This window comes from Chryseobacterium sp. CBo1 (assembly GCF_001693475.1).
Classification (GTDB): Bacteria; Bacteroidota; Bacteroidia; order Flavobacteriales; family Weeksellaceae; genus Chryseobacterium; species Chryseobacterium formosense.
This window is the reverse complement of record NZ_MAUH01000014.1, coordinates 55892-74081: the sequence shown is the minus strand read 5'-3', so window position 1 is coordinate 74081 and position 18190 is coordinate 55892. Positions and strand designations below refer to the sequence as shown.

The 18190-nt window shown below is 35.6% G+C and carries 18 protein-coding genes; 5 read left to right on the top strand and 13 right to left on the bottom strand.

Annotated elements, in window-relative coordinates; all coding sequences use genetic code 11:
• Positions 1 to 150 precede the first annotated feature (150 nt).
• Positions 151 to 1509, top strand: coding sequence for an NADP-specific glutamate dehydrogenase (gene gdhA / locus BA768_RS10450; RefSeq protein ID WP_034677717.1), 1359 nt, complete (start codon positions 151 to 153; stop codon positions 1507 to 1509).
• Between the two features lie 135 nt (positions 1510 to 1644).
• Here gdhA and BA768_RS10445 read toward each other — a convergent pair whose 3' ends face one another.
• Positions 1645 to 2100, bottom strand: coding sequence for a hypothetical protein (locus tag BA768_RS10445; RefSeq protein WP_065720696.1), 456 nt, complete (start codon positions 2098 to 2100; stop codon positions 1645 to 1647).
• 188 nt (positions 2101 to 2288) lie between these two features.
• On the opposite strand from BA768_RS10445, the gene BA768_RS10440 reads away from it, so the two are divergent.
• Positions 2289 to 2654 carry an iron chaperone gene (locus BA768_RS10440; protein ID WP_065720695.1) on the top strand — a complete coding sequence of 122 codons (366 nt, stop codon included), beginning with the start codon at positions 2289 to 2291 and terminating at the stop codon, positions 2652 to 2654.
• Between the two features lie 118 nt (positions 2655 to 2772).
• On the opposite strand, the gene BA768_RS10435 is transcribed toward BA768_RS10440, so the two are convergent.
• Both BA768_RS10435 and BA768_RS10430 read right to left on the bottom strand, forming a co-directional pair.
• Positions 2773 to 3261, bottom strand: a complete 489-nt coding sequence (locus BA768_RS10435) for a YkgJ family cysteine cluster protein (RefSeq protein ID WP_065720694.1) — start codon at positions 3259 to 3261, stop codon at positions 2773 to 2775.
• On the bottom strand, positions 3261 to 4232 hold the full coding sequence (locus BA768_RS10430; protein WP_065720693.1) for an ion channel: 972 nt from the start codon (positions 4230 to 4232) through the stop codon (positions 3261 to 3263). The genes BA768_RS10435 and BA768_RS10430 overlap by 1 nt, the downstream gene beginning before the upstream one ends.
• Positions 4233 to 4397: 165 nt before the next feature.
• On the opposite strand from BA768_RS10430, the gene BA768_RS10425 reads away from it, so the two are divergent.
• Positions 4398 to 4778, top strand: coding sequence for a group III truncated hemoglobin (locus tag BA768_RS10425; protein ID WP_065720692.1), 381 nt, complete (start codon positions 4398 to 4400; stop codon positions 4776 to 4778).
• A 30-nt stretch (positions 4779 to 4808) separates the two neighbouring features.
• On the opposite strand, the gene BA768_RS10420 is transcribed toward BA768_RS10425, so the two are convergent.
• The 10 genes from BA768_RS10420 to hflX all read right to left on the bottom strand — a co-directional run bounded on the left by BA768_RS10420 (position 4809) and on the right by hflX (position 14981).
• Complete coding sequence (locus tag BA768_RS10420) at positions 4809 to 5882, bottom strand: calcium:proton antiporter (RefSeq protein ID WP_034677712.1); 1074 nt, start codon at positions 5880 to 5882, stop codon at positions 4809 to 4811.
• 65 nt (positions 5883 to 5947) lie between these two features.
• Positions 5948 to 6286 (bottom strand): DUF6122 family protein, encoded by a 339-nt coding sequence (locus tag BA768_RS10415; RefSeq protein ID WP_034677711.1) that lies wholly within the window; start codon positions 6284 to 6286, stop codon positions 5948 to 5950.
• Position 6287: 1 nt separating this feature from the next.
• Entirely contained in the window at positions 6288 to 7523 is a 1236-nt protein-coding gene (locus BA768_RS10410; protein ID WP_065720710.1) for a hypothetical protein, read from the bottom strand.
• 86 nt (positions 7524 to 7609) lie between these two features.
• Positions 7610 to 9664 (bottom strand): hypothetical protein, encoded by a 2055-nt coding sequence (locus tag BA768_RS10405; protein WP_065720691.1) that lies wholly within the window; start codon positions 9662 to 9664, stop codon positions 7610 to 7612.
• Positions 9665 to 9678: 14 nt separating this feature from the next.
• On the bottom strand, positions 9679 to 10347 hold the full coding sequence (locus BA768_RS10400; protein ID WP_065720690.1) for a hypothetical protein: 669 nt from the start codon (positions 10345 to 10347) through the stop codon (positions 9679 to 9681).
• A gap of 75 nt (positions 10348 to 10422) precedes the next feature.
• Positions 10423 to 11145: a DNA alkylation repair protein gene (locus BA768_RS10395; RefSeq protein ID WP_065720689.1), complete on the bottom strand. Its 723-nt coding sequence runs from the start codon at positions 11143 to 11145 to the stop codon at positions 10423 to 10425.
• Positions 11135 to 11791 (bottom strand): DUF4919 domain-containing protein, encoded by a 657-nt coding sequence (locus tag BA768_RS10390; protein ID WP_065720688.1) that lies wholly within the window; start codon positions 11789 to 11791, stop codon positions 11135 to 11137. The genes BA768_RS10395 and BA768_RS10390 overlap by 11 nt, the downstream gene beginning before the upstream one ends.
• A 27-nt stretch (positions 11792 to 11818) precedes the next feature.
• A complete protein-coding gene (locus BA768_RS10385) occupies positions 11819 to 13105 on the bottom strand; it encodes a cation:proton antiporter (RefSeq protein ID WP_034677704.1) in 1287 nt (428 codons plus the stop codon).
• A 23-nt stretch (positions 13106 to 13128) separates the two neighbouring features.
• Positions 13129 to 13752, bottom strand: a complete 624-nt coding sequence (locus BA768_RS10380) for a DUF4919 domain-containing protein (RefSeq protein WP_065720687.1) — start codon at positions 13750 to 13752, stop codon at positions 13129 to 13131.
• Positions 13749 to 14981, bottom strand: a complete 1233-nt coding sequence (gene hflX, locus BA768_RS10375; protein ID WP_034677702.1) for a GTPase HflX — start codon at positions 14979 to 14981, stop codon at positions 13749 to 13751. Before hflX ends, BA768_RS10380 begins: the two co-directional genes overlap by 4 nt.
• A 208-nt stretch (positions 14982 to 15189) precedes the next feature.
• Between hflX and BA768_RS10370 the strand changes: the two genes are divergently transcribed.
• Complete coding sequence (locus tag BA768_RS10370; protein ID WP_065720686.1) at positions 15190 to 15669, top strand: T9SS type A sorting domain-containing protein; 480 nt, start codon at positions 15190 to 15192, stop codon at positions 15667 to 15669.
• 4 nt (positions 15670 to 15673) lie between these two features.
• Entirely contained in the window at positions 15674 to 18190 is a 2517-nt protein-coding gene (locus tag BA768_RS10365) for a beta strand repeat-containing protein (protein WP_065720685.1), read from the top strand.

Sequence of the window (18190 nt, the reverse complement as noted above, 5' to 3'; positions counted from 1 at the left end):
ATTTAATTTTTAATAAAATTTAAACAAAAATTATCAGTTTAATAATATTACGGCGCATTATTATTCAATTTTCCATAAATAATAAATGAGCTATTGTGAATCTTGAAAAAAAAATTAAATTTGTTGACATAATATTCAACCCTACCTAATATGGAACAATATAATATTGACCAGAAAATTCAGGAGTTTATTGCAAAAATAGAAGCAAAGAACCCGAATGAACCGGAATTTTTACAGGCAGTAAAAGAAGTTGCCGTAACTGTAATTCCGTTTATTTTGACAAGAAAAGAATATACAGGCATGAAGCTGCTTGAAAGAATGGCTGAAGCTGAAAGAATTATTATTTTCAGAGTTCCATGGGTAGATGACAAAGGTGAAATTCAGGTAAACAGAGGTTTCAGAATTCAGATGAACTCTGCAATCGGGCCTTACAAAGGAGGAATCCGTTTCCATCCAACTGTAAACTTGTCAGTTCTTAAATTTTTAGCATTCGAACAAGTGTTCAAAAACTCTTTGACTACACTTCCAATGGGTGGTGGTAAAGGAGGTTCAGACTTCGATCCGCAAGGTAAGTCTGATATGGAAGTAATGCGTTTTTGCCAGGCTTTCATGACAGAATTGTGCAAACATATCGGTCCTGAAACAGATGTTCCTGCAGGAGACATCGGTGTTGGAGCGAGAGAAATCGGATATTTATTCGGTCAGTACAAAAAAATCAGAAACGAATTTACAGGAGTTCTTACTGGGAAAGGTCTTGCTTACGGAGGCTCATTAATCCGTCCTGAAGCAACTGGTTACGGTGTTGTATACTTCGCTGAGCAAATGCTGAAAACAATCGGACAGACTTTCAAAGATAAAACAGTAACGGTTTCAGGTTTCGGAAACGTAGCTTGGGGAGTTATCAAAAAAATAAATGAATTGGGAGGAAAAGTTGTTACTATTTCCGGACCAGACGGTTATATTTATGATAAAGATGGAATCGATGGTGAAAAAATCGATTACTTGTTAGAATTAAGATCTTCAGGAAACAATAGAGCTGAAGATTATGCTAAAAAATATCCATCAGCAGAATTCCATGCAGGAAAACGTCCTTGGGAAATAAAATGTGACGTTGCGATTCCTTCTGCAACCCAGAATGAATTAGACCTTGAAGATGCTAAAAGATTGGTTGAAAACGGTTGCGTTTGCGTAACTGAAGCAGCAAATATGCCTTCAACGCTTGATGCCATCAACTATTTCCTAGAGAACAAAGTATTATTCTCTCCAGGAAAAGCTTCAAATGCAGGCGGTGTTGCAACCTCCGGTTTAGAGATGACTCAGAACTCAATCAGACTAAACTGGACTTCAGAAGAAGTTGATGCAAGATTAAAAGAGATCATGATCGGAATCCACAAAGCTTGTAGAGACTACGGTAAAGAGGAAGACGGCTATGTAAACTACGTAAAAGGTGCAAATATTGCCGGCTTCGTAAAAGTAGCAGAGGCAATGCTAGCTCAAGGAGTAGTATAAAATATAAAGGTCGGGAAAAGTTTCCCGGCCTTTTTTCATAAAGCCTGTTCCCGGGGTTTAAATGGGAAAAAAGTAATAGTGAAAGTGAAAGCATTGAATGTCCAGTTCAATGCTTTTTTTTACGTTCAAATTCATCTATTTTGACTTTTTAACAGGAGTTGACGGCGTTGTGGTAGTACCCGCTCCCGATCCTGTCATCGGTGTAGTAACACCCGTATTTACAGTTCCGCTAGTATTTAGACTTCCTGTAGTTCCAATGTTGACTGTTCCCGGAGATGAAACTTTATTATCGATAATGCCCGTACTTAGGGGAAGCGTTCCGTTTGGGGTTGCTGAGTTAACCGCTCCGTTGTTCATCGTGTCTAAATTACTGTTCATTATTCCATTGAGATTGTTCCCTGTGCTTAATTGATTATTATTTAATGCTTTCACATCTGAATTAAGATTTCCTCTGGGAATAATCGTTCCCTTCTCAGTTGTTGTTGGTGTTGTAACAGTCGTTGAACCTGTCTTTCTATTCTGAGGCGATGTTTGCGCTGAAACAGCAAAGATACCTCCTATTGCAAAAATTGCTAAAATTAATTTTTTCATAAAATAATATTTTGTTGGTAATGAATAGTATACAAATAACATACAACTCAATTATCAACGAGTGACATTAACATTTTTTATGAGTTTCGATAATTAAAGATGACTTTCTTTAGAAGGATAAAAATGCATGAAGAAAAATCATTGAATGTACTATTCAAAACTTTTTTATTTTTATTAAAACATTTGCAATGAAAAATACATTCAATAATTTTGAAGAATATTTTCTTCTTTTCACGGAAGAAGTACAGAAAAAACTTGAAGTTTTGAGAAAAACAATTCATTCTCAAGACCATGATTTTGAAGAATATATAGGTTACCAAATGCCTGCTTTTAAATATAAAGACAAACCTCTGGTTTACTTCGCCGCCTACAAAAATCACATTGGTTTTTATCCGCTTCCCGAAGCTTTAAAAGAGTTTGAAAACGATTTTATTGAAAGAAAATACAAGTATTCAAAAGGTGCAGTGCAGTTTCCTTTAAAGGAGGAACTACCTTTGGAACTGATCGGGAAAATGGTGCAGTTTAGAATCTCCGAAATAGATGAAAATTTTTGAAGTTGGAGCGGCTCCGGAGGAGCCAAACCTTTGTAGAAGAAGTAATTTCAACATTTAAAGAGCTCCGTAGGAGCGACACGTTTTTAAAATTAAAATTTCAGAACTTCGAGTGACAAAATTATTTATTTAAATTCTTCATCATACTTTCCACAAACTCAAATGCAGCCGGACAAATCACTGTATTTTTTATCATTAAATGATTAATCTGATAAATCTTTTTTCGGTCTGTATGCGGATATTCACGACACGCTTTCGGGCGCACATCGTAAATCGAACAGGTATTATCAGAATTCAGAAAAAAACACGGAAGATTCTGCAAAACTTTGTCGTTTTCTTCATCAACACGTAGAAATTTTGCTTCAAAATCAGCTTGTTTCATCCGGAGGTGCTTTGAAATTCTCTCGATGTCTTTTTCGGTATAAAGCGGACCGGTTGTTTTACAGCAATTGGCACATTGAAGACAATCTATTTTCTCAAAAACTTCTTCATGGGCTTCCTGAACAACATAATCGAGGTTTTTAGGAGGCTTCTTTTTTAAACCTTCTAAGAATTTTTTATGCTCTTTCTGCTTTTGTAGAGCTTGTTTTTTGTATGCTTCTAAATCCATTATGCTCTTTCCATATCAAAAGCCGGAAGTTCGACTTTCTGATATTCATTAATTTTATCAAGATCCAAAATAGTTGAATCTTTCTCTTTATCCGGATAGTACATTGTACTGAATTTTGCTCCGTAGATAATCTCACGCGAAACATATGATGATCTTTGTACCACCGTATTTGAAAATACTTCATCAAATGCACGTACATGAACGATAATTTCAATATTTGTATTTTTAAAATCATCTTCAGAAAATCCGAAAAAAGGAGAATTCTCATCAATTTTATGTACGATCGTCCAGTTCAGAGCTAGGGTATTAATTTTACTTAAATGAGTTTCCAAGCTGTAAAAATTGCTCTTCAGTGTTTCTCCTTCATTAATTTCGATTGCCGCCGAAAGCGTAACATCTGCATCCGTTAACGCATTATTTTTATAAGGCGCCAATCTGAACATCAGTGCAGTAACATCCTGAAAAGGAGCAATCAAAGCAATATCCGAAAATCTGAGATAAGCTCTCGGTCTTGAAAATCTACCATAAAACAAACCTGTAGCAATGGCAAAGGTAAGCAATCCTAAAAATGCCTCAAAAGTAGCCACTAAACTTGCCAAAAACCCGATCGGAGCAATTCTTCCGTAACCTACCGTGGTAAAGGTTTGGGAGCTGAAGAAAAAAACATCAATGAATTCATTCATCGGATCGCTTTTATCGATTCCGGTAAGATGCTCCACACCGATCAGATAATAAATACATGCAAAAATGAGATTAATGAAAATATACATCACCACCAGATAAGTGATAAAGCGAAATGATGATAAATTCAGCATCGTATGGTACCAACTGAGCCTGTTGAAAACATTCACTCCTCTTCTTCTTACATTCGGGAGACCGTCTTTATTGATAAACCTTCCGGATGCACGACTTCCAAAACCGCTGTTTTCTGTGTTTTCCTGTGTAATTCTCTTTCTGAAACCTCTTGCCATAATTATTTAAATCATTTTGTGTTTTATTCAATTTTAATAGGTCAATATTTTGCAAAGATAAAATATTGTTTTTATGAATCTTATCAATCTTATGGAGTTCTTTAAGATTTGAAATTACGCTAAATTTGATGTGTTATTTTAAGCTTAAAATTTAAAAAAATCCCTATGAAACATTTAGAATCAAGAGAAGATATAGAACTGTTAGTCAATTCATTTTATACAAAAGTAGTTAAAGATGAAACAATTGGTTTTTTCTTCAAAGACATCGTAAAAGTAGATTGGGACAAACATTTACCAAAGATGTATTCTTTTTGGGAAACCATTTTATTCGGACAAATGAGCTACAAAGGAAATCCGATGGCAGTACATTTCCCGATCAACCGGATGGAAGCGATGGAAAAAAGACATTTCGAAAAATGGCTTGAACTCTGGAAGCAGACGATTGAAGAAAACTTCACAGGTCAGAACGCATCAATGGCGATCACAAAATCTGAAAATATTGCCAACCTGATGGCATATAAAATGGAAATGGCAAGAAAACTCTAGCATTTCGAGTTCCAAGTTTAAAATTTAAAGTTATGGCACAATCACTGTGAAAATATAAGCTGCCAAATTCACGAGCAGAACGGTTCCGTAAAGGATATTTGTTTTTCCCCTGCTTAAAGATAACATGACGATAAAAACAGATAAGCTGAGAAGGATAATATCTTTTTTATCTAAGCCTAAAACAAGCGGAATATCATACATGATACAAACCACAGAAACTGCCGGAATACTTAATCCGATACTTGCCAAAGCTGAACCTAATGCCAAATTCAAGCTCGATTGAATCTGATTATTCCTTGCCGCTCTGATTGCCGCTAAACCTTCGGGTAAAAGAATGACAGCTGCAATAATCACCCCAACCAAAGACTTTGGCGCGCCAACACTCTGAACCATATCTTCAATGGTTTTTGAAAGCCCTTTCGCCATCAAAACCACAATAACCAAACAAATTACCAGAAAGAAAAAACTAAAAATCGCCTGACTTTTATTCGGAATATAATGCTCTTCACCACTCTCTTCATCAGGAACGATAAAGTAGTTTCTGTGTCTTACGGTCTGAACCATCAGAAAAACCCCGTAAATTACTAAACAGGCAATCGATACAAAAATCAGCTGTGCATCGTTATAAAATGGTCCGTTTACGCTTGAAGTGAAATTAGGAAGCACCAGAGTAATCACCAGAATCGAAACAATACTTACCAAATAAGTTGTCGCTGAAGTTCTTGCAAAAAACTGTTCGTAATACTTTACACCACCCACCAAAACACAGATTCCGATAATTCCGTTGAGAATGATCATAACGGCGGCAAAAACAGTATCTCTGGCTAAAGTTATAGCTTGTTCACCTCCTGCAACCATCAGAGAAATAATCAAAGCAACTTCAATAATGGTAATACAGAGCGCCAAAATAATTGTTCCGTAGGGTTCGCCGACTTTATGGGCAACAACTTCAGCATGATGCACTGCAGACAACACACTTCCCGTTAAAAGAATTCCTGCAATAACATCGTAGATGACACCAGTTCCCATCAAATTAAGGAAGTAATAAATTACCGCCAAAACAGGAAAAACGTACGTATAATGTAAAAAGTCTTTAAGCTTCATAAGTGTTCCTAAAATACAAAAAATCTATGAAATTTACAATCTTAAAAGAAAATATTAATCAAATTTTAATGACACCACAGCACAAAATCCTGAAAATCGGTGAGCATATGAAGGAGCAATCCGATGCCGATCAATCTTAAATTTCCTTTAAAAAATAGCAGCAAAAAATACACCGCAATGGCATAATAAGAATGTAGAAAATGAAAACCGATGCTCATTCTGTCCGGATCAAAAACCGGGTCAGCAAACAAATGATCGAGATCAACAAGCATCGTTGCCAACAGAATAAGATATGCTTTTTTCCATTGTTTGCGGTAAAAAACAAAGGCAATTACCACCGGAAAAGCCAGATGGAGAAAATAATGCGTACATGTTTTAAGTAAAGCAATTTCAGGAGGACACATTTTATCTGAGTATTAAAGGATACTGGTCTTTTTTAAACTTAATTTTTAAGGAATAATCCAGATTTTTGTTTCCGTAGAAAATGTATTCAATTGTATTGAAAAATTTCTTATCCGAATCACTCAGTGTTTTAAACGATGAATACAATAAAGCATTATTTTTAATGAAAATAAAATTTTGTTTTCTGTTCTCATTTAATTTTATTGGACTTTGTGTAGATTTTATTGAAATCTGATTTTCAGTCTTACTAATCAAATTAGGTTGAAACGGAATTACCGTGAATTGATTTTGATCGTTAATCCATTTTTTGCTTTGAAAATAATTCCAGGTTTTATCCGGATCTGACGTTTGCATAAGAATATGATAATTCGGCTGAACGATTTTCTGATAACTGATTTTTTCAATTTCATTAAAATTATCATCATAACCATAGCTGATAATCGTATCGTTGACTTGAGCTAATTCCGCTCTTATCCTCAAATGATTAACCGATACAGAATCATTTAAATCTTTGTTAAAAACTGCAGCTATTTTTTTTACATTTTCTTCATTTAGTTCAGTCTCTAAAAATTGAGTTTTTGTCAGCAGATCAGAAATAAGTGATGAAAAATCTGTTTTGTTTTGCTCATTTTTAATTTCAATTTCATCATCATTAATGAAAATTGAAAAATTCTGAGTTCGCAATTCAGAAATAAAAGAAATACTTCCTAATCCATCATTTACAAAAGAATCTGCGCTAAGCTTTTTATTTTTGAATGTTTCAGAAAGTGGTTTGCCAATATTTTTAATATTTAAATCTGAAGTTCCTACGATACATTTTTCGCCTTCAATCTTAATGAAAAGCTGATTGTTTTTAAACTCATCTTTTCCTGCATTGACAAACTTCCGGTTTTTTAAAAAAGCTGACAATTTTGCTTTATCATTGATTTCCAAAACACAATACCATTCAGAAACTTTGGTATCTTTAAGATGAAAAACCTGTATAAAATCGGGAATTTCTAATCCGGAATCTGAAACGGAAATTTTGTTTTTATCTTTTTTTCCGTCCTCAAACCACTTTGAAGGATGAACCAGAAAGCTGAAAATATATTGTTTTGTTGCTTTTTTTACATCAACCAAAATCAGAATGTCTGCATTTTCGGGAATATATTTTAAGTTTTTATCTTTATAAAAAAACAAAAAATACGTACCGACCGAAAGCAGAATTGCGATGATAAAAACAATATATTTTTTCTTCATGAATTTCCGGTAAATAAATGTTTTGGCTAAAGCCAATTTTGACTATAAATAATGTAAAACGGGCTAAAGCCCGTTCCTGTTGAACTTTACAAAGTAGCCGATGATTTGTGAGTAAGAGACGTTTTATAAATTTCATCAAACAAATCGAAGAAATACATCAGACTGTTTTCAGAATCGGTTTTAATATTGTAATTCATTTCAGTCTGAATACTTTGTCCATTCACTTCTGTTTTAAAATACATTTCACCGACATATTTTTTCAGAATATCAAGTGTTGTTTTTTCAGATTTGCTTTTAAATTCTTTATCCAGACCAATCAAAAGCTTCTGAATGTTTAACCTTCCTGATAAAGGATATTTTGCAGAATCTTTCATCCATTGCTTAGATACATCCGATTGATTTTGCGCTTTGATATTGTCTTTAGCCGTCGTAAGATATACCACTCCGTCTTTTACGGTGAAGAAGATCTCATCAAGATATCCGTCTTTATTTTTTTCGTCTTTAAAAGTCAGGAAGTCGCCATCTTTAGAGAATTTTTTAGACATTTCTTTGTTGCTGACTAACATATCGAAAATACGTTTCCAATAGCCTTCATTTTCGGTAGCGAATGCAAAAGTAAAGTCGGGAACCATCACGTCTTTGGTTTTCTTTACTTCTTTTTCATTGTAACTGTCGTCGTAATCGTAATCGGTGTATTCTACATTTTTAGATTTCAATTCGTTCAGAACAAAAATTCCGTTTCCGGGAGCGATTTTAGCAATTGCTTCTTCATCCAGAGCAATCTTCATGGTTTCAACAATCAGCTCCAGTTCTTTCTGATATTCAGCTTCTCCAGCTTCTTTCATCATGCTGTACATCATATCGAAATATTTGTAGCCATTGATGTTCATGACGTAGTAACCCACACTTTTATCATTGATAAGTGCAGCCAGTTTTTTATTCTTTTTTCCTTTATAAACCTCAGAAATACTCTTTTGGGTTGCCTCATTTTTATGCTGATAATGATTAACCATTCTTACTTTATCTTTATCAAAATAAAGGTTGTAAGCAGAGTTGGAATTATACATTTTACCTAAAAAACTACTGAAATTAAACCCTTTGTAAAGCTGTTTGTAAATTCCCTGATTAAAAATTTTCTCATAATCTGCATAAATAAAAGCATCCGAATTGCCGTCTCTGAAGCTCAGCATATCTTTCGGAACTTCAAGGTTTAAATTTGAACTGAAATATCGGTCAAAAGAATCTTCTGCCAGTTTTTTTACGATTTTGAATTTTTCAATATTCAGCGAATCCATTTCTTTTTGATAAATGGAATCGGGAGCATACGGTTCTGCCTCATAATAATCATCCTGTGAAATGGGTGGCGGCATCACTTCAACTTTCGGAGCATAGGTAGAATCCTCTATTGCTTCAGCCGGTTCTATCTTTTCTTCAGGATATTTGTGATGTTTTTGCAGGTATTTAATATCTTTTTGAATTCTCAAAATCTCCGCATTATTATCTTTGATATTTTGCTTTAAATAACCAACTTCATCTTTCAGATATTCAATCTCTTCTTTATAATCAAAGGGTTTCACTTCTTCAGCATAAGCACCATCAATTGCTGCTGTAGCCGCACTATCAATAGCAACACCTGTACTATCTACAGCATATACACCTTCATCCCATCTGTAAGGTTTCTGATAACTGATCATGCTTAAAACGGCACGATTTTCATTCCAGGCTACGAAGATGTCATTATCCAAATCAACATACGAATACTTGTTTTTTCGGGTAACCTCCTGTCCTTTTTTCTTTACAGAACTAATGAACTCCTGAAATTTTTCTTTATTGTCTAAAGTAAAATGCGTGTTGTAAGACTTTACAGAATCATTAACCGTTGCATAATGATACTGAATCGCATCATATTTAATTCCGGTCTTGGAATAATCGTTCCACGACGCTTTTTTCTCTTTTTCGTTAATCTGTTTCAAAAACGGATTGAATTTCTCCCAGTTGATTTTTGAATTCAGCTGTTTTCCGTTGATTTCCATATAAAAAACAGCATTTTGAGGGATTTTCATATCGTTTTGAGCGAAAACGGCTGTAAAACCCAAAAGTAGAATGGTAATGATTTGTGTTTTAAAAAAAAGAGTTTTCATATTCAGTTTGGTTATTATTGAAGGATAATATTGTTTTGAGTCTGCTTTTTCTGAAGGATAAAATCTAAAATACTTCCGTCGAGTTTCAAAGCTTTTTTATTGGGAGCTATTTGATAAGCAGTGTTCGATTGCGATTTAATCGTATTCTCAAACTGCATAATGGATGTGTATTTTGCTCCGTTGAAAACCTCTTTGTCTGCAGAGCTCAGTTTATCGTAATCACTTTTAAAAGTATTGATCTTGTTTCTCGTGAAAGATTTTGCCGCTAAATTCTGACTGTAAATTTTCGTCGGGATCATTTTGCCTAAAATATTCTTGGCCTTCAGTTGTTCCAATCCGGCATTAATGTTTTCAATTTTTCTGAAATTACAGCTTAATTTGATGATATAATTATCAAAATCCATCGAAGTTTTCACATTGGAAATTCCGGGTGTTGTTTTAAAAATTCTTGCAGCTTCGTTGATCTTGCTTTCAATCTCAGCTTTTTTCGGAACTTTTTTACCATTAATAGTTTCCATTTTTGAAATGGAAGCCAATCTTGTTTTGCTCTTGCTTGCATTTAGAATTAATGAATATTCTCCGCTTCCATCGGCTTTTACATTGACTTTATCTAAAATATCAAAACAGCTCGTCAGAAGAAATAAAGGAATCAGCAGGAAAATCTGCCTGAAGTATGTTTTCATAAGTTGGTGTTGATCAACAAATTTACTTATTTTTAGTTTGAGCGCTATCAAAAGTGAAATCAATCATGTTTATATTTAAATTCTTCCTTTCAGATAATCCTGGCGCAAATCTTCGTCTAATTTTTCGATAGCGTAACGAAGACACGTTCTCGGCATTTCTTTGTAGTATTGATTAAGATAAGAGATCAATTCGGCTTCATTTTTATTTCCCATTTCTCTCAAAAGCCAGCCATTTGCTTTGTGCATCAAATCATGAGGATGATGAAGATTCTGTGTTACAAATTCCTTCGTCAGTTCAAACGAACCTTTTTTAATGTAATACATCGTCCCGACAATCGCCACTCTTTTGAACCACATTTTTTCGGAAAAAGCTAAATCTCTCAATAGGTTTTCTTTCTGATTTTCAAAAGCATACCGACCTAAAATCTTGTAACAGCTTGTATCAACCAAATCCCAGTTATTAACGAAATCCAGATTTTTCAGATAGAAATTAATGATCTCTTCTTTCAGCGCTAGATCTTTCGTTTTTTCAAACTTGTGAATCAGCATAATCAAAGCTGTCAAACGATGTTCGTGATACGGAGAAGACAATAACTCGCCTAGTTCATTTAAAGAAATTTTAGCATAATATTCTTTAGCAACCGCCCTTTGATCAGGAACTTTTACCCCTAAAAACAAATCGCCTTCACCGTATTCTCCTTTTCCGGTTTTGAAAAATTTAGGAAAAAAAGCTGCTTTTTCGGGAATGGACAAAACAGCTAATGATTCTTTGATTTCCTTTAGAATATTATTTGTCATCTTTGTAAAGATCTTTATGATGAGTGGTTTTTACAAAAAATAAATCCTGTCCGTTTTTGTAAATATTGAGCCAGGAACCATCAGGTAGAACCTTAGTTGTAAAGGTTATTCCTCTGGCAAAAACTTTAGAAGTTTCCAGAGCAGCCATCTGATCTGAAAAATTAGTCACTACGAGTGGTGATATGTCTAGTTTTCCCGTTCCGCTATTTTTTATTGTTTCTAATAAAAGTTGATATTGACTGAAATGAAAATCACCCTTGTTTTCATCTTTTATTATATAATATAATTTTTGAAGATCTAGTAAAAGTTCTTTGTTTAAAGGATTTTTTTGATATAGGTCTTTTGCTTTCTCTAAAACTTCAGCTGCTTTTTTAAATGAAATATTTCTGTTTGAAAACTTGGTAACTTCATCAAGAATATCATTAAACTCTGACCTTTTAAAACCATAGTCTACATAATTATTTCCGTAATAAATATAATTGAGCTGCTCCTGATTCATTGACTTTGGATCTGTTTTAAAAATCTCCAAATTATCGTAGTAAAATTTTTTAGGATCGTTTGTCACATCCGCTTTTATGTTTTCAATATTGACCTGGGAAAAGCAAAAACTATAAGACAACAACAGGAAAAACAGCAGCTTTTTCATACCTTATTTATATTGACTGACAAACAATTAATGACTTTCTTCTAAAGCAATACTTTCGAGCTCTTTTTCTTCATCAGCAATCTTTTTCGGATTGGCTACTTTTGCAATCGTAAGACCCTGAACAACAATAGAAAATACAACTACACAATAAGTAATACTTAAAATAGCATTACTATACTCATTCTTCGGAATAGACATTGCCAATGCGATAGAAACACCACCCCGGATTCCGCCCCAGAATAAAACTTTTATCGTTTGCGGACTGAACCTTGTTCTGAATGACATAAACTTCGTCGGTCCCCAAATCGAAATAAATCTTGCAATTAAAACCACAATAATTGCGACAATTCCCGGAACGATGTAATGGTTCAGATCTTTAATCATCAACAATTCGAATCCGATGAAAAGGAATAAAACGGCATTCAAAATTTCGTCGATCAACTCCCAGAATTTAATCAAGTAATCCTGAGTGATGGATTTCATTTTAAATTTAACATTAAAATTACCCATAAATAATCCGGCTGCAACCATCGTCAACGGTCCTGAAACATGCATCTGTCTTGCGACAAGATAACCTCCCATCACAACAGCAAGCGTAACCAAAACCGAGATAATATAATCATCGACTTCACGCATTAATCTGGAAGTAACATATCCTAATACAACTCCCAGTAACAAACCGCCTCCCGCTTCTTTTGCTAACAGAATTCCAATACTTTCAATTCCTAAATCAACCTCATTTCCGATCGCCAACTGCAGAACAACCGTAAAAACAACTACCGCCATACCGTCATTAAATAATGACTCTCCGGCAATTTTTGTCTCTAATGACTTTGATACATTTGCCTGTTTTAAAACACTTAAAACCGCAACCGGGTCTGTAGGAGAAATCAAAGCTCCGAAAACCAGACAGTAAATGAACGGAATATGCAATCCTATAAACGGAAGCAAATAAAACATCCCAAAACCTACTATAAAAGTCGAAATAATAACTCCCGCCGTCGAAAATATGAGAACCGGCCGGAATTGCTCCTTCAAATCGTTGATATTAATATGAATTCCTCCCGCAAAGAGCAGAAAATTCAACATTGCGCCCATCAAGACTTCAGTAAAATCAATACCGCTCATCAGATCATGCAAATGCGTAAAAGTTTTCGGAAGAAATTTTTCGCCAAATAGTACAAGAATGATAGAAACTACGATTGCAATGACCATGATCCCGATGGTACTCGGAAGTTTTAAAAATCTGTAATTGATATAGGCGAAAATAGATGCTAATACGATTAACGCTGAAAATGAATAGTATAACTCCAAAACTAAGTTTTTTTTAAAAAAATTTAAAAGTCCATATAGAGAACTTTGATATATAATGTGTTGCTGTCTTTTGTCCAGACATCCATCACCGAATCTTTATAAGTTGTTGAATGTCTGGAATAATCCTGACCGACATTCATAATATTGAGAAAAATATATTCGTCACCAACAGAATTGACAACAAAAGCTGTTTTTTCAGACTTTCCGTCTCCGGAAGTTTTTATGGCGTTGGTCAGAAGTCTCAATTGCGAAAGGTGATGTACAAAATCATCTACTTTCTTGGTCTGATCGTATGCTCTGAGCAAAATAAGAATCACATCAAGATTGGTAGGATCTTTTATGTAAAGAACCTTTCCTTTTTTAATACATTCTTCAAAATCACCTGCTTTAAATGCTTCTGCAAGTTCCTTAAAATCATTATCTAAAGTCGAAATTTTATCATTCCTGAAATTTCTGCCATAATACAAATGACGGGCTTCAATGCTGTCTAAAGATTTAGGCATTCCTTTAAACTTAAAAATCAGCTTTTCGTAGTTGTAATTTGACTTCGGATTATTAAGATTTTTCTCAATTTCCTTGAAATCAAGTTTTTGGCTGAATCCTAAAAAAGGAATGACGAGGATAAGAAATAAGAATTTTAATCTCATTCTTCTTTATTTTCGTTTTCCTCTTCATCGTTATCGAAATATTCGAAAAGGAAATCGTTGTAGGGAAATCTGGAAATGTGAATTTTCATGACCTCATCATAGATCAGTTTTTTCATTTCCGGGAAATTCTCTTTCGTTAAAGCCGAAATGAAAACTGCAGGATGTTTGGATTTTGCCATCCATGTTTTTTTCCATTCTTCCAGTGAAACATTTTTCTTTGTACTTGGTGTAAGATCATCATCGTCTTTCTTTTCATAGCTGAAATCATCGATTTTGTTAAAAACCATGATCATCGGTTTCTGATGTGCATTGATTTCCATTAAAATCTGATTCACCGATTCGATGTGGTCTTCAAAACTTTCGTGAGAAATATCAACAACGTGAATAAGAAGATCGGCCTCTCGAACCTCATCCAGCGTCGATTTGAAAGACTCCACCAACTGCGTAGGCAATTTTCTGATGAAACCAACCGTATCGGTCAAAAGAAAGGGTAAATTTCCGATAACAACTTTTCTCACGGTGGTATCTAAAGTTGCGAACAATTTATTTTCAGCAAAAACCTCAGACTTGGATAAGGCATTCATTAAAGTAGATTTTCCTACGTTGGTATATCCCACCAAAGCGGCACGAACGACTTTTCCGCGGTTATTTCTCTGAGTTGCCATCTGTTTGTCGATGGTTTTTAGCTTATCTTTCAACAAGGTAATTCTGTCACGGATGATCCTTCTATCGGTTTCGATTTCTGTTTCACCGGGTCCGCGCATCCCGATTCCCCCTTTCTGTCTTTCAAGGTGGGTCCACATTCTGGTCAATCTCGGAAGCAAATATTGGTATTGCGCAAGTTCGACCTGGGTTCTTGCGTAAGAAGTCTGCGCTCTTTGGGCAAAAATATCAAGAATAAGATTGGTTCTGTCTAAGATTTTCACCTCAACCTCTCTTTCAATATTTTTGAGCTGAGAAGGAGACAATTCGTCATCAAAAATAATGGTTCCAATCTCGTTTTCTTTGACGTATTCTTTTATTTCCAGAATTTTCCCGCTCCCTACAAAAGTCTTGGAATCCGGTTGGGTTAATTTCTGAGTAAAACGACGATCTACAGTAGCTCCCGCAGTGTAAGCGAGAAACTCAAGTTCATCCATATATTCTGTCAGTTTATCTTCATCCTGTTGCTGCGTCACAACCCCCACCAAAACTGCTCTTTCGTAATTATGTTGCTTCTTTTCTAACATTAAAATTTATATAATTTATGAGATTTACAAGATAACATTTTTAAACATTAAATGCAAACTGAGATCCAAAAACAGGAAAAACACCTTTTCAAATTCAGTTTTTTACCTCTTCCTTATCTGCTTCATTCACTACTACCTTTACATCGTAAAAAATTCATTTACAGATCGTAATCTCAAAAACATTTTTAATAACCTAAAATAAAATAACATGAAAAGAACTTTTACCTACTGTTTCTTTTTGATTCCCGGGATCTGCTTTCATATCAATGCCCAGAAAACAGTTCTTGCCACAGGATCAGATGCAACAGGAAGCAACGGCTCTCTTTCTTACAGTGTCGGACAAATCGATTACTACAACAAAGGAAGCAATAGCCAGATTATGGAAGGCGTGCAACAGGCATATGAAATCACCACCCTTTCCACCACCGAAACTTCGGCAGCAGACAAAAATGACATTTTATTGTACCCGAATCCTTTCAAAGACTTTGTTTTTTTGGATTTCACTACAAACGATTACAAAAATTCCGAATATCAGCTATTTGATTCTTCAGGGAAACTTTTAAAAGAAGAAAAAATAAAAGATTCCAAATCGGAATTTAATTTCTCATCACTTCCATCTGCCATGTACATCATCAGAGTAAACAAGGATGGAAAAAACATCAAAACATTTAAAATAATTAAAAAATAATACCATGAAAAAAATTTTACTAACCGTAGGAATTTTATTGGGCTGTCATTTGGTTTCAGCTCAGGCTCCGGAAAAAATGAGTTATCAGGCAGTAATGCGAAATAACTCCGGACAATTATTAACCAACCAGAATATTGGTGTAAAAGTAAGCGTGCTTCAGGGATCGCCCGCAGGAGCTGCAGTTTATTCTGAAAGATTAACAGGAACTACCAATACGAACGGACTTATCAGTCTTGAAATAGGTTCAGGAACGGTTCTTTCAGGTACTTTTTCAACGATTAACTGGGCATCAGGAAATTATTATCTGAAAACAGAAACCGATCCTACAGGCGGAACGAACTATACGATTGCAGGAACCAGTCAATTATTAAGCGTTCCATATGCAATGTATGCAAAATCTGCGGGAAGTTCGGGTGGAAGTTTTACATTACCTTACACAGCTACTGTAAATAATGCGGCAACTTTGTTTGGTATAACCAATGATGGTGACGGAACTTCTTTGGAAGGAACTAATAATACAACCACATCAAATGTGGCTTCTGTAAGGGGAATTGTAAGCAATACAGCTCCGGGTGGATTTTCTTCTGGTGTTCGTGGAATTAATAATGGAACAGGTGGTTTGGGAATCGGAGTTTACGGATCACAGGGCGGAAGCGGATGGGGAGTTTACGGTACAACGCCAACCGGATTGGGAATTTATGGAAATGCGACAGGCGCAGGAACGGGAGTTTATGCTAACAGTAATTCAGGAACAGGGTTAACATCTACGAGTACAAATGGTATCGCAGCTTCTCTTTCCATATTTAATAATTCAAATAACAATAATGTTCTTAATGCTAATACAGTAGGAAACGGAACAGTAGTAAATGTCTCAACAACCGGAAACGGACATGGCATTGTAAGTTCAACAGGAAGCGGTTTTGCAGTACACGGTACAACCAGCGCCCAAACTTCCGCAGGTATCATTGGGGACAATAGCAGCGCAGGAGAAGCGGTGGTAGGAAGAACTACGAGCGATATTGCAGGAGCAGTAGTAGGAAGAAATGATGGTGGTGGTTATGGAGTAAGAGGCTTTTTAGCTACAAATACAACAGGAACGGGAGTCGGAGTTTTTGGCCAGGTTGGTATTAATAGCAGTAAAGGTCGTGCCGGAAGATTCGAAAACCTGAATGCAAACAATGACAAAAATACTTTTGAAGTTGAAACCAACGGAAACGGAAACATCCCGGATAACACAAATGGTAATGCTTCATCTTTTTTAGTAAACAACACAAATAGCGTCGCAGCAGCAGTAAGAGGAGAAGTAAAAACAATTTTCGGAAATTTTGGTGCAGCAGGAATATTTGGTGTTTCTTCCGGAACAGGAGGTTTTGCCGGATTATTTCATGCTTCCAATATATCAGGAAACGGGAATGCATTGGTTGCCATTACCGACGGAAATGGAGATGCAATAAGAGCTAATGCCGGGAAAGACGGAGATGCTATCGAAGCAAATGTTGATGGAAACGGAAGGGCACTATATGCCTGGACACCCACATTCAGCACAGGAAAAGCGGCAGAATTTAAAAACTTTAACACTTCCAATACAAGCGATGCTATTACAGTCTCAACCGTTGGTAACGGTATTGCAGGAAATTTTAAAGTAGACAGAACGACAGGAACTTCTGCTGCCGTAAAAGGTGAAGTAAATTCTCAGTTTGCCAATTTCGGAACAGCAGGAGTTTACGGAATTTCTTCAGGAACCGGAGGATATGCAGGATTATTTCACGCAAGCAATACTTCCGGAAACGGACCTGCATTACTTGCAATAGCTGACGGAAACGGAAACGGAATTACCGCCAATGCATCAAATACAGGTGATGGCGTAGAAGCAACTGTAGACGGATCTGGTAATGCTATTTACGGATGGGTCCCTAATTTCGCAACAGGTAGAGCTGCAAGATTTACAAATTTTAATACTAGCAACACCAATCCGGTAATTACTGCTGAGCAGCGTAGCGGAGGAAGCATTGCGCTTTTCAGAGCAGGCAGCACCCCGGCAAACGTAGCCCGTATAGACGCTACCGGAAAAGGGTTTTTCAACGGAGGAACCCAGAACAGTGGAGCTGACCTTGCAGAAGCTTTTGATGTAGTAGGAAACTTTTCTGAATACGAACCGGGCGATATTTTAATTATTTCAACAGATTCAGACAGAACCGTTGAAAAATCTTCGAAACCTTATTCTAATCTTGTAGCCGGAGTTTATGCTACAAAACCCGGAGTTCTTCTTACTGAAGAAAACATTGAATCAGAATTAATCGGAAAAGTTCCGATGGGCGTAATCGGTGTAATTCCTACTAAAGTTTGTCTGGAAGGAGGAAAAATAAAAAGAGGTGATCTTATTGTTACCTCATCTATATCCGGAGTTGCCATGAAAGCCAACCCTAAAAAAGTAAAAATCGGACAGGTAATCGGAAAAGCCCTTCAGGATTATGACCAAAACGGAATCGGTAAAATCAAAATATTAGTAAACATTAAATAA

Excerpts from the sequence above, each read along its gene's own strand:
- gdhA (WP_034677717.1), top strand. The coding sequence starts at position 151 with ATGGAACAATATAATATTGACCAGAAAATTCAGGAGTTTATTGCAAAA.
- BA768_RS10445 (WP_065720696.1), bottom strand. The coding sequence starts at position 2,100 with ATGAAAAAATTAATTTTAGCAATTTTTGCAATAGGAGGTATCTTTGCT.
- BA768_RS10440 (WP_065720695.1), top strand. The coding sequence starts at position 2,289 with ATGAAAAATACATTCAATAATTTTGAAGAATATTTTCTTCTTTTCACG.
- BA768_RS10435 (WP_065720694.1), bottom strand. The coding sequence starts at position 3,261 with ATGGATTTAGAAGCATACAAAAAACAAGCTCTACAAAAGCAGAAAGAG.
- BA768_RS10430 (WP_065720693.1), bottom strand. The coding sequence starts at position 4,232 with ATGGCAAGAGGTTTCAGAAAGAGAATTACACAGGAAAACACAGAAAAC.
- BA768_RS10425 (WP_065720692.1), top strand. The coding sequence starts at position 4,398 with ATGAAACATTTAGAATCAAGAGAAGATATAGAACTGTTAGTCAATTCA.
- BA768_RS10420 (WP_034677712.1), bottom strand. The coding sequence starts at position 5,882 with ATGAAGCTTAAAGACTTTTTACATTATACGTACGTTTTTCCTGTTTTG.
- BA768_RS10415 (WP_034677711.1), bottom strand. The coding sequence starts at position 6,286 with ATGTGTCCTCCTGAAATTGCTTTACTTAAAACATGTACGCATTATTTT.
- BA768_RS10410 (WP_065720710.1), bottom strand. The coding sequence starts at position 7,523 with ATGAAGAAAAAATATATTGTTTTTATCATCGCAATTCTGCTTTCGGTC.
- BA768_RS10405 (WP_065720691.1), bottom strand. The coding sequence starts at position 9,664 with ATGAAAACTCTTTTTTTTAAAACACAAATCATTACCATTCTACTTTTG.
- BA768_RS10400 (WP_065720690.1), bottom strand. The coding sequence starts at position 10,347 with ATGAAAACATACTTCAGGCAGATTTTCCTGCTGATTCCTTTATTTCTT.
- BA768_RS10395 (WP_065720689.1), bottom strand. The coding sequence starts at position 11,145 with ATGACAAATAATATTCTAAAGGAAATCAAAGAATCATTAGCTGTTTTG.
- BA768_RS10390 (WP_065720688.1), bottom strand. The coding sequence starts at position 11,791 with ATGAAAAAGCTGCTGTTTTTCCTGTTGTTGTCTTATAGTTTTTGCTTT.
- BA768_RS10380 (WP_065720687.1), bottom strand. The coding sequence starts at position 13,752 with ATGAGATTAAAATTCTTATTTCTTATCCTCGTCATTCCTTTTTTAGGA.
- hflX (WP_034677702.1), bottom strand. The coding sequence starts at position 14,981 with ATGTTAGAAAAGAAGCAACATAATTACGAAAGAGCAGTTTTGGTGGGG.
- BA768_RS10370 (WP_065720686.1), top strand. The coding sequence starts at position 15,190 with ATGAAAAGAACTTTTACCTACTGTTTCTTTTTGATTCCCGGGATCTGC.
- BA768_RS10365 (WP_065720685.1), top strand. The coding sequence starts at position 15,674 with ATGAAAAAAATTTTACTAACCGTAGGAATTTTATTGGGCTGTCATTTG.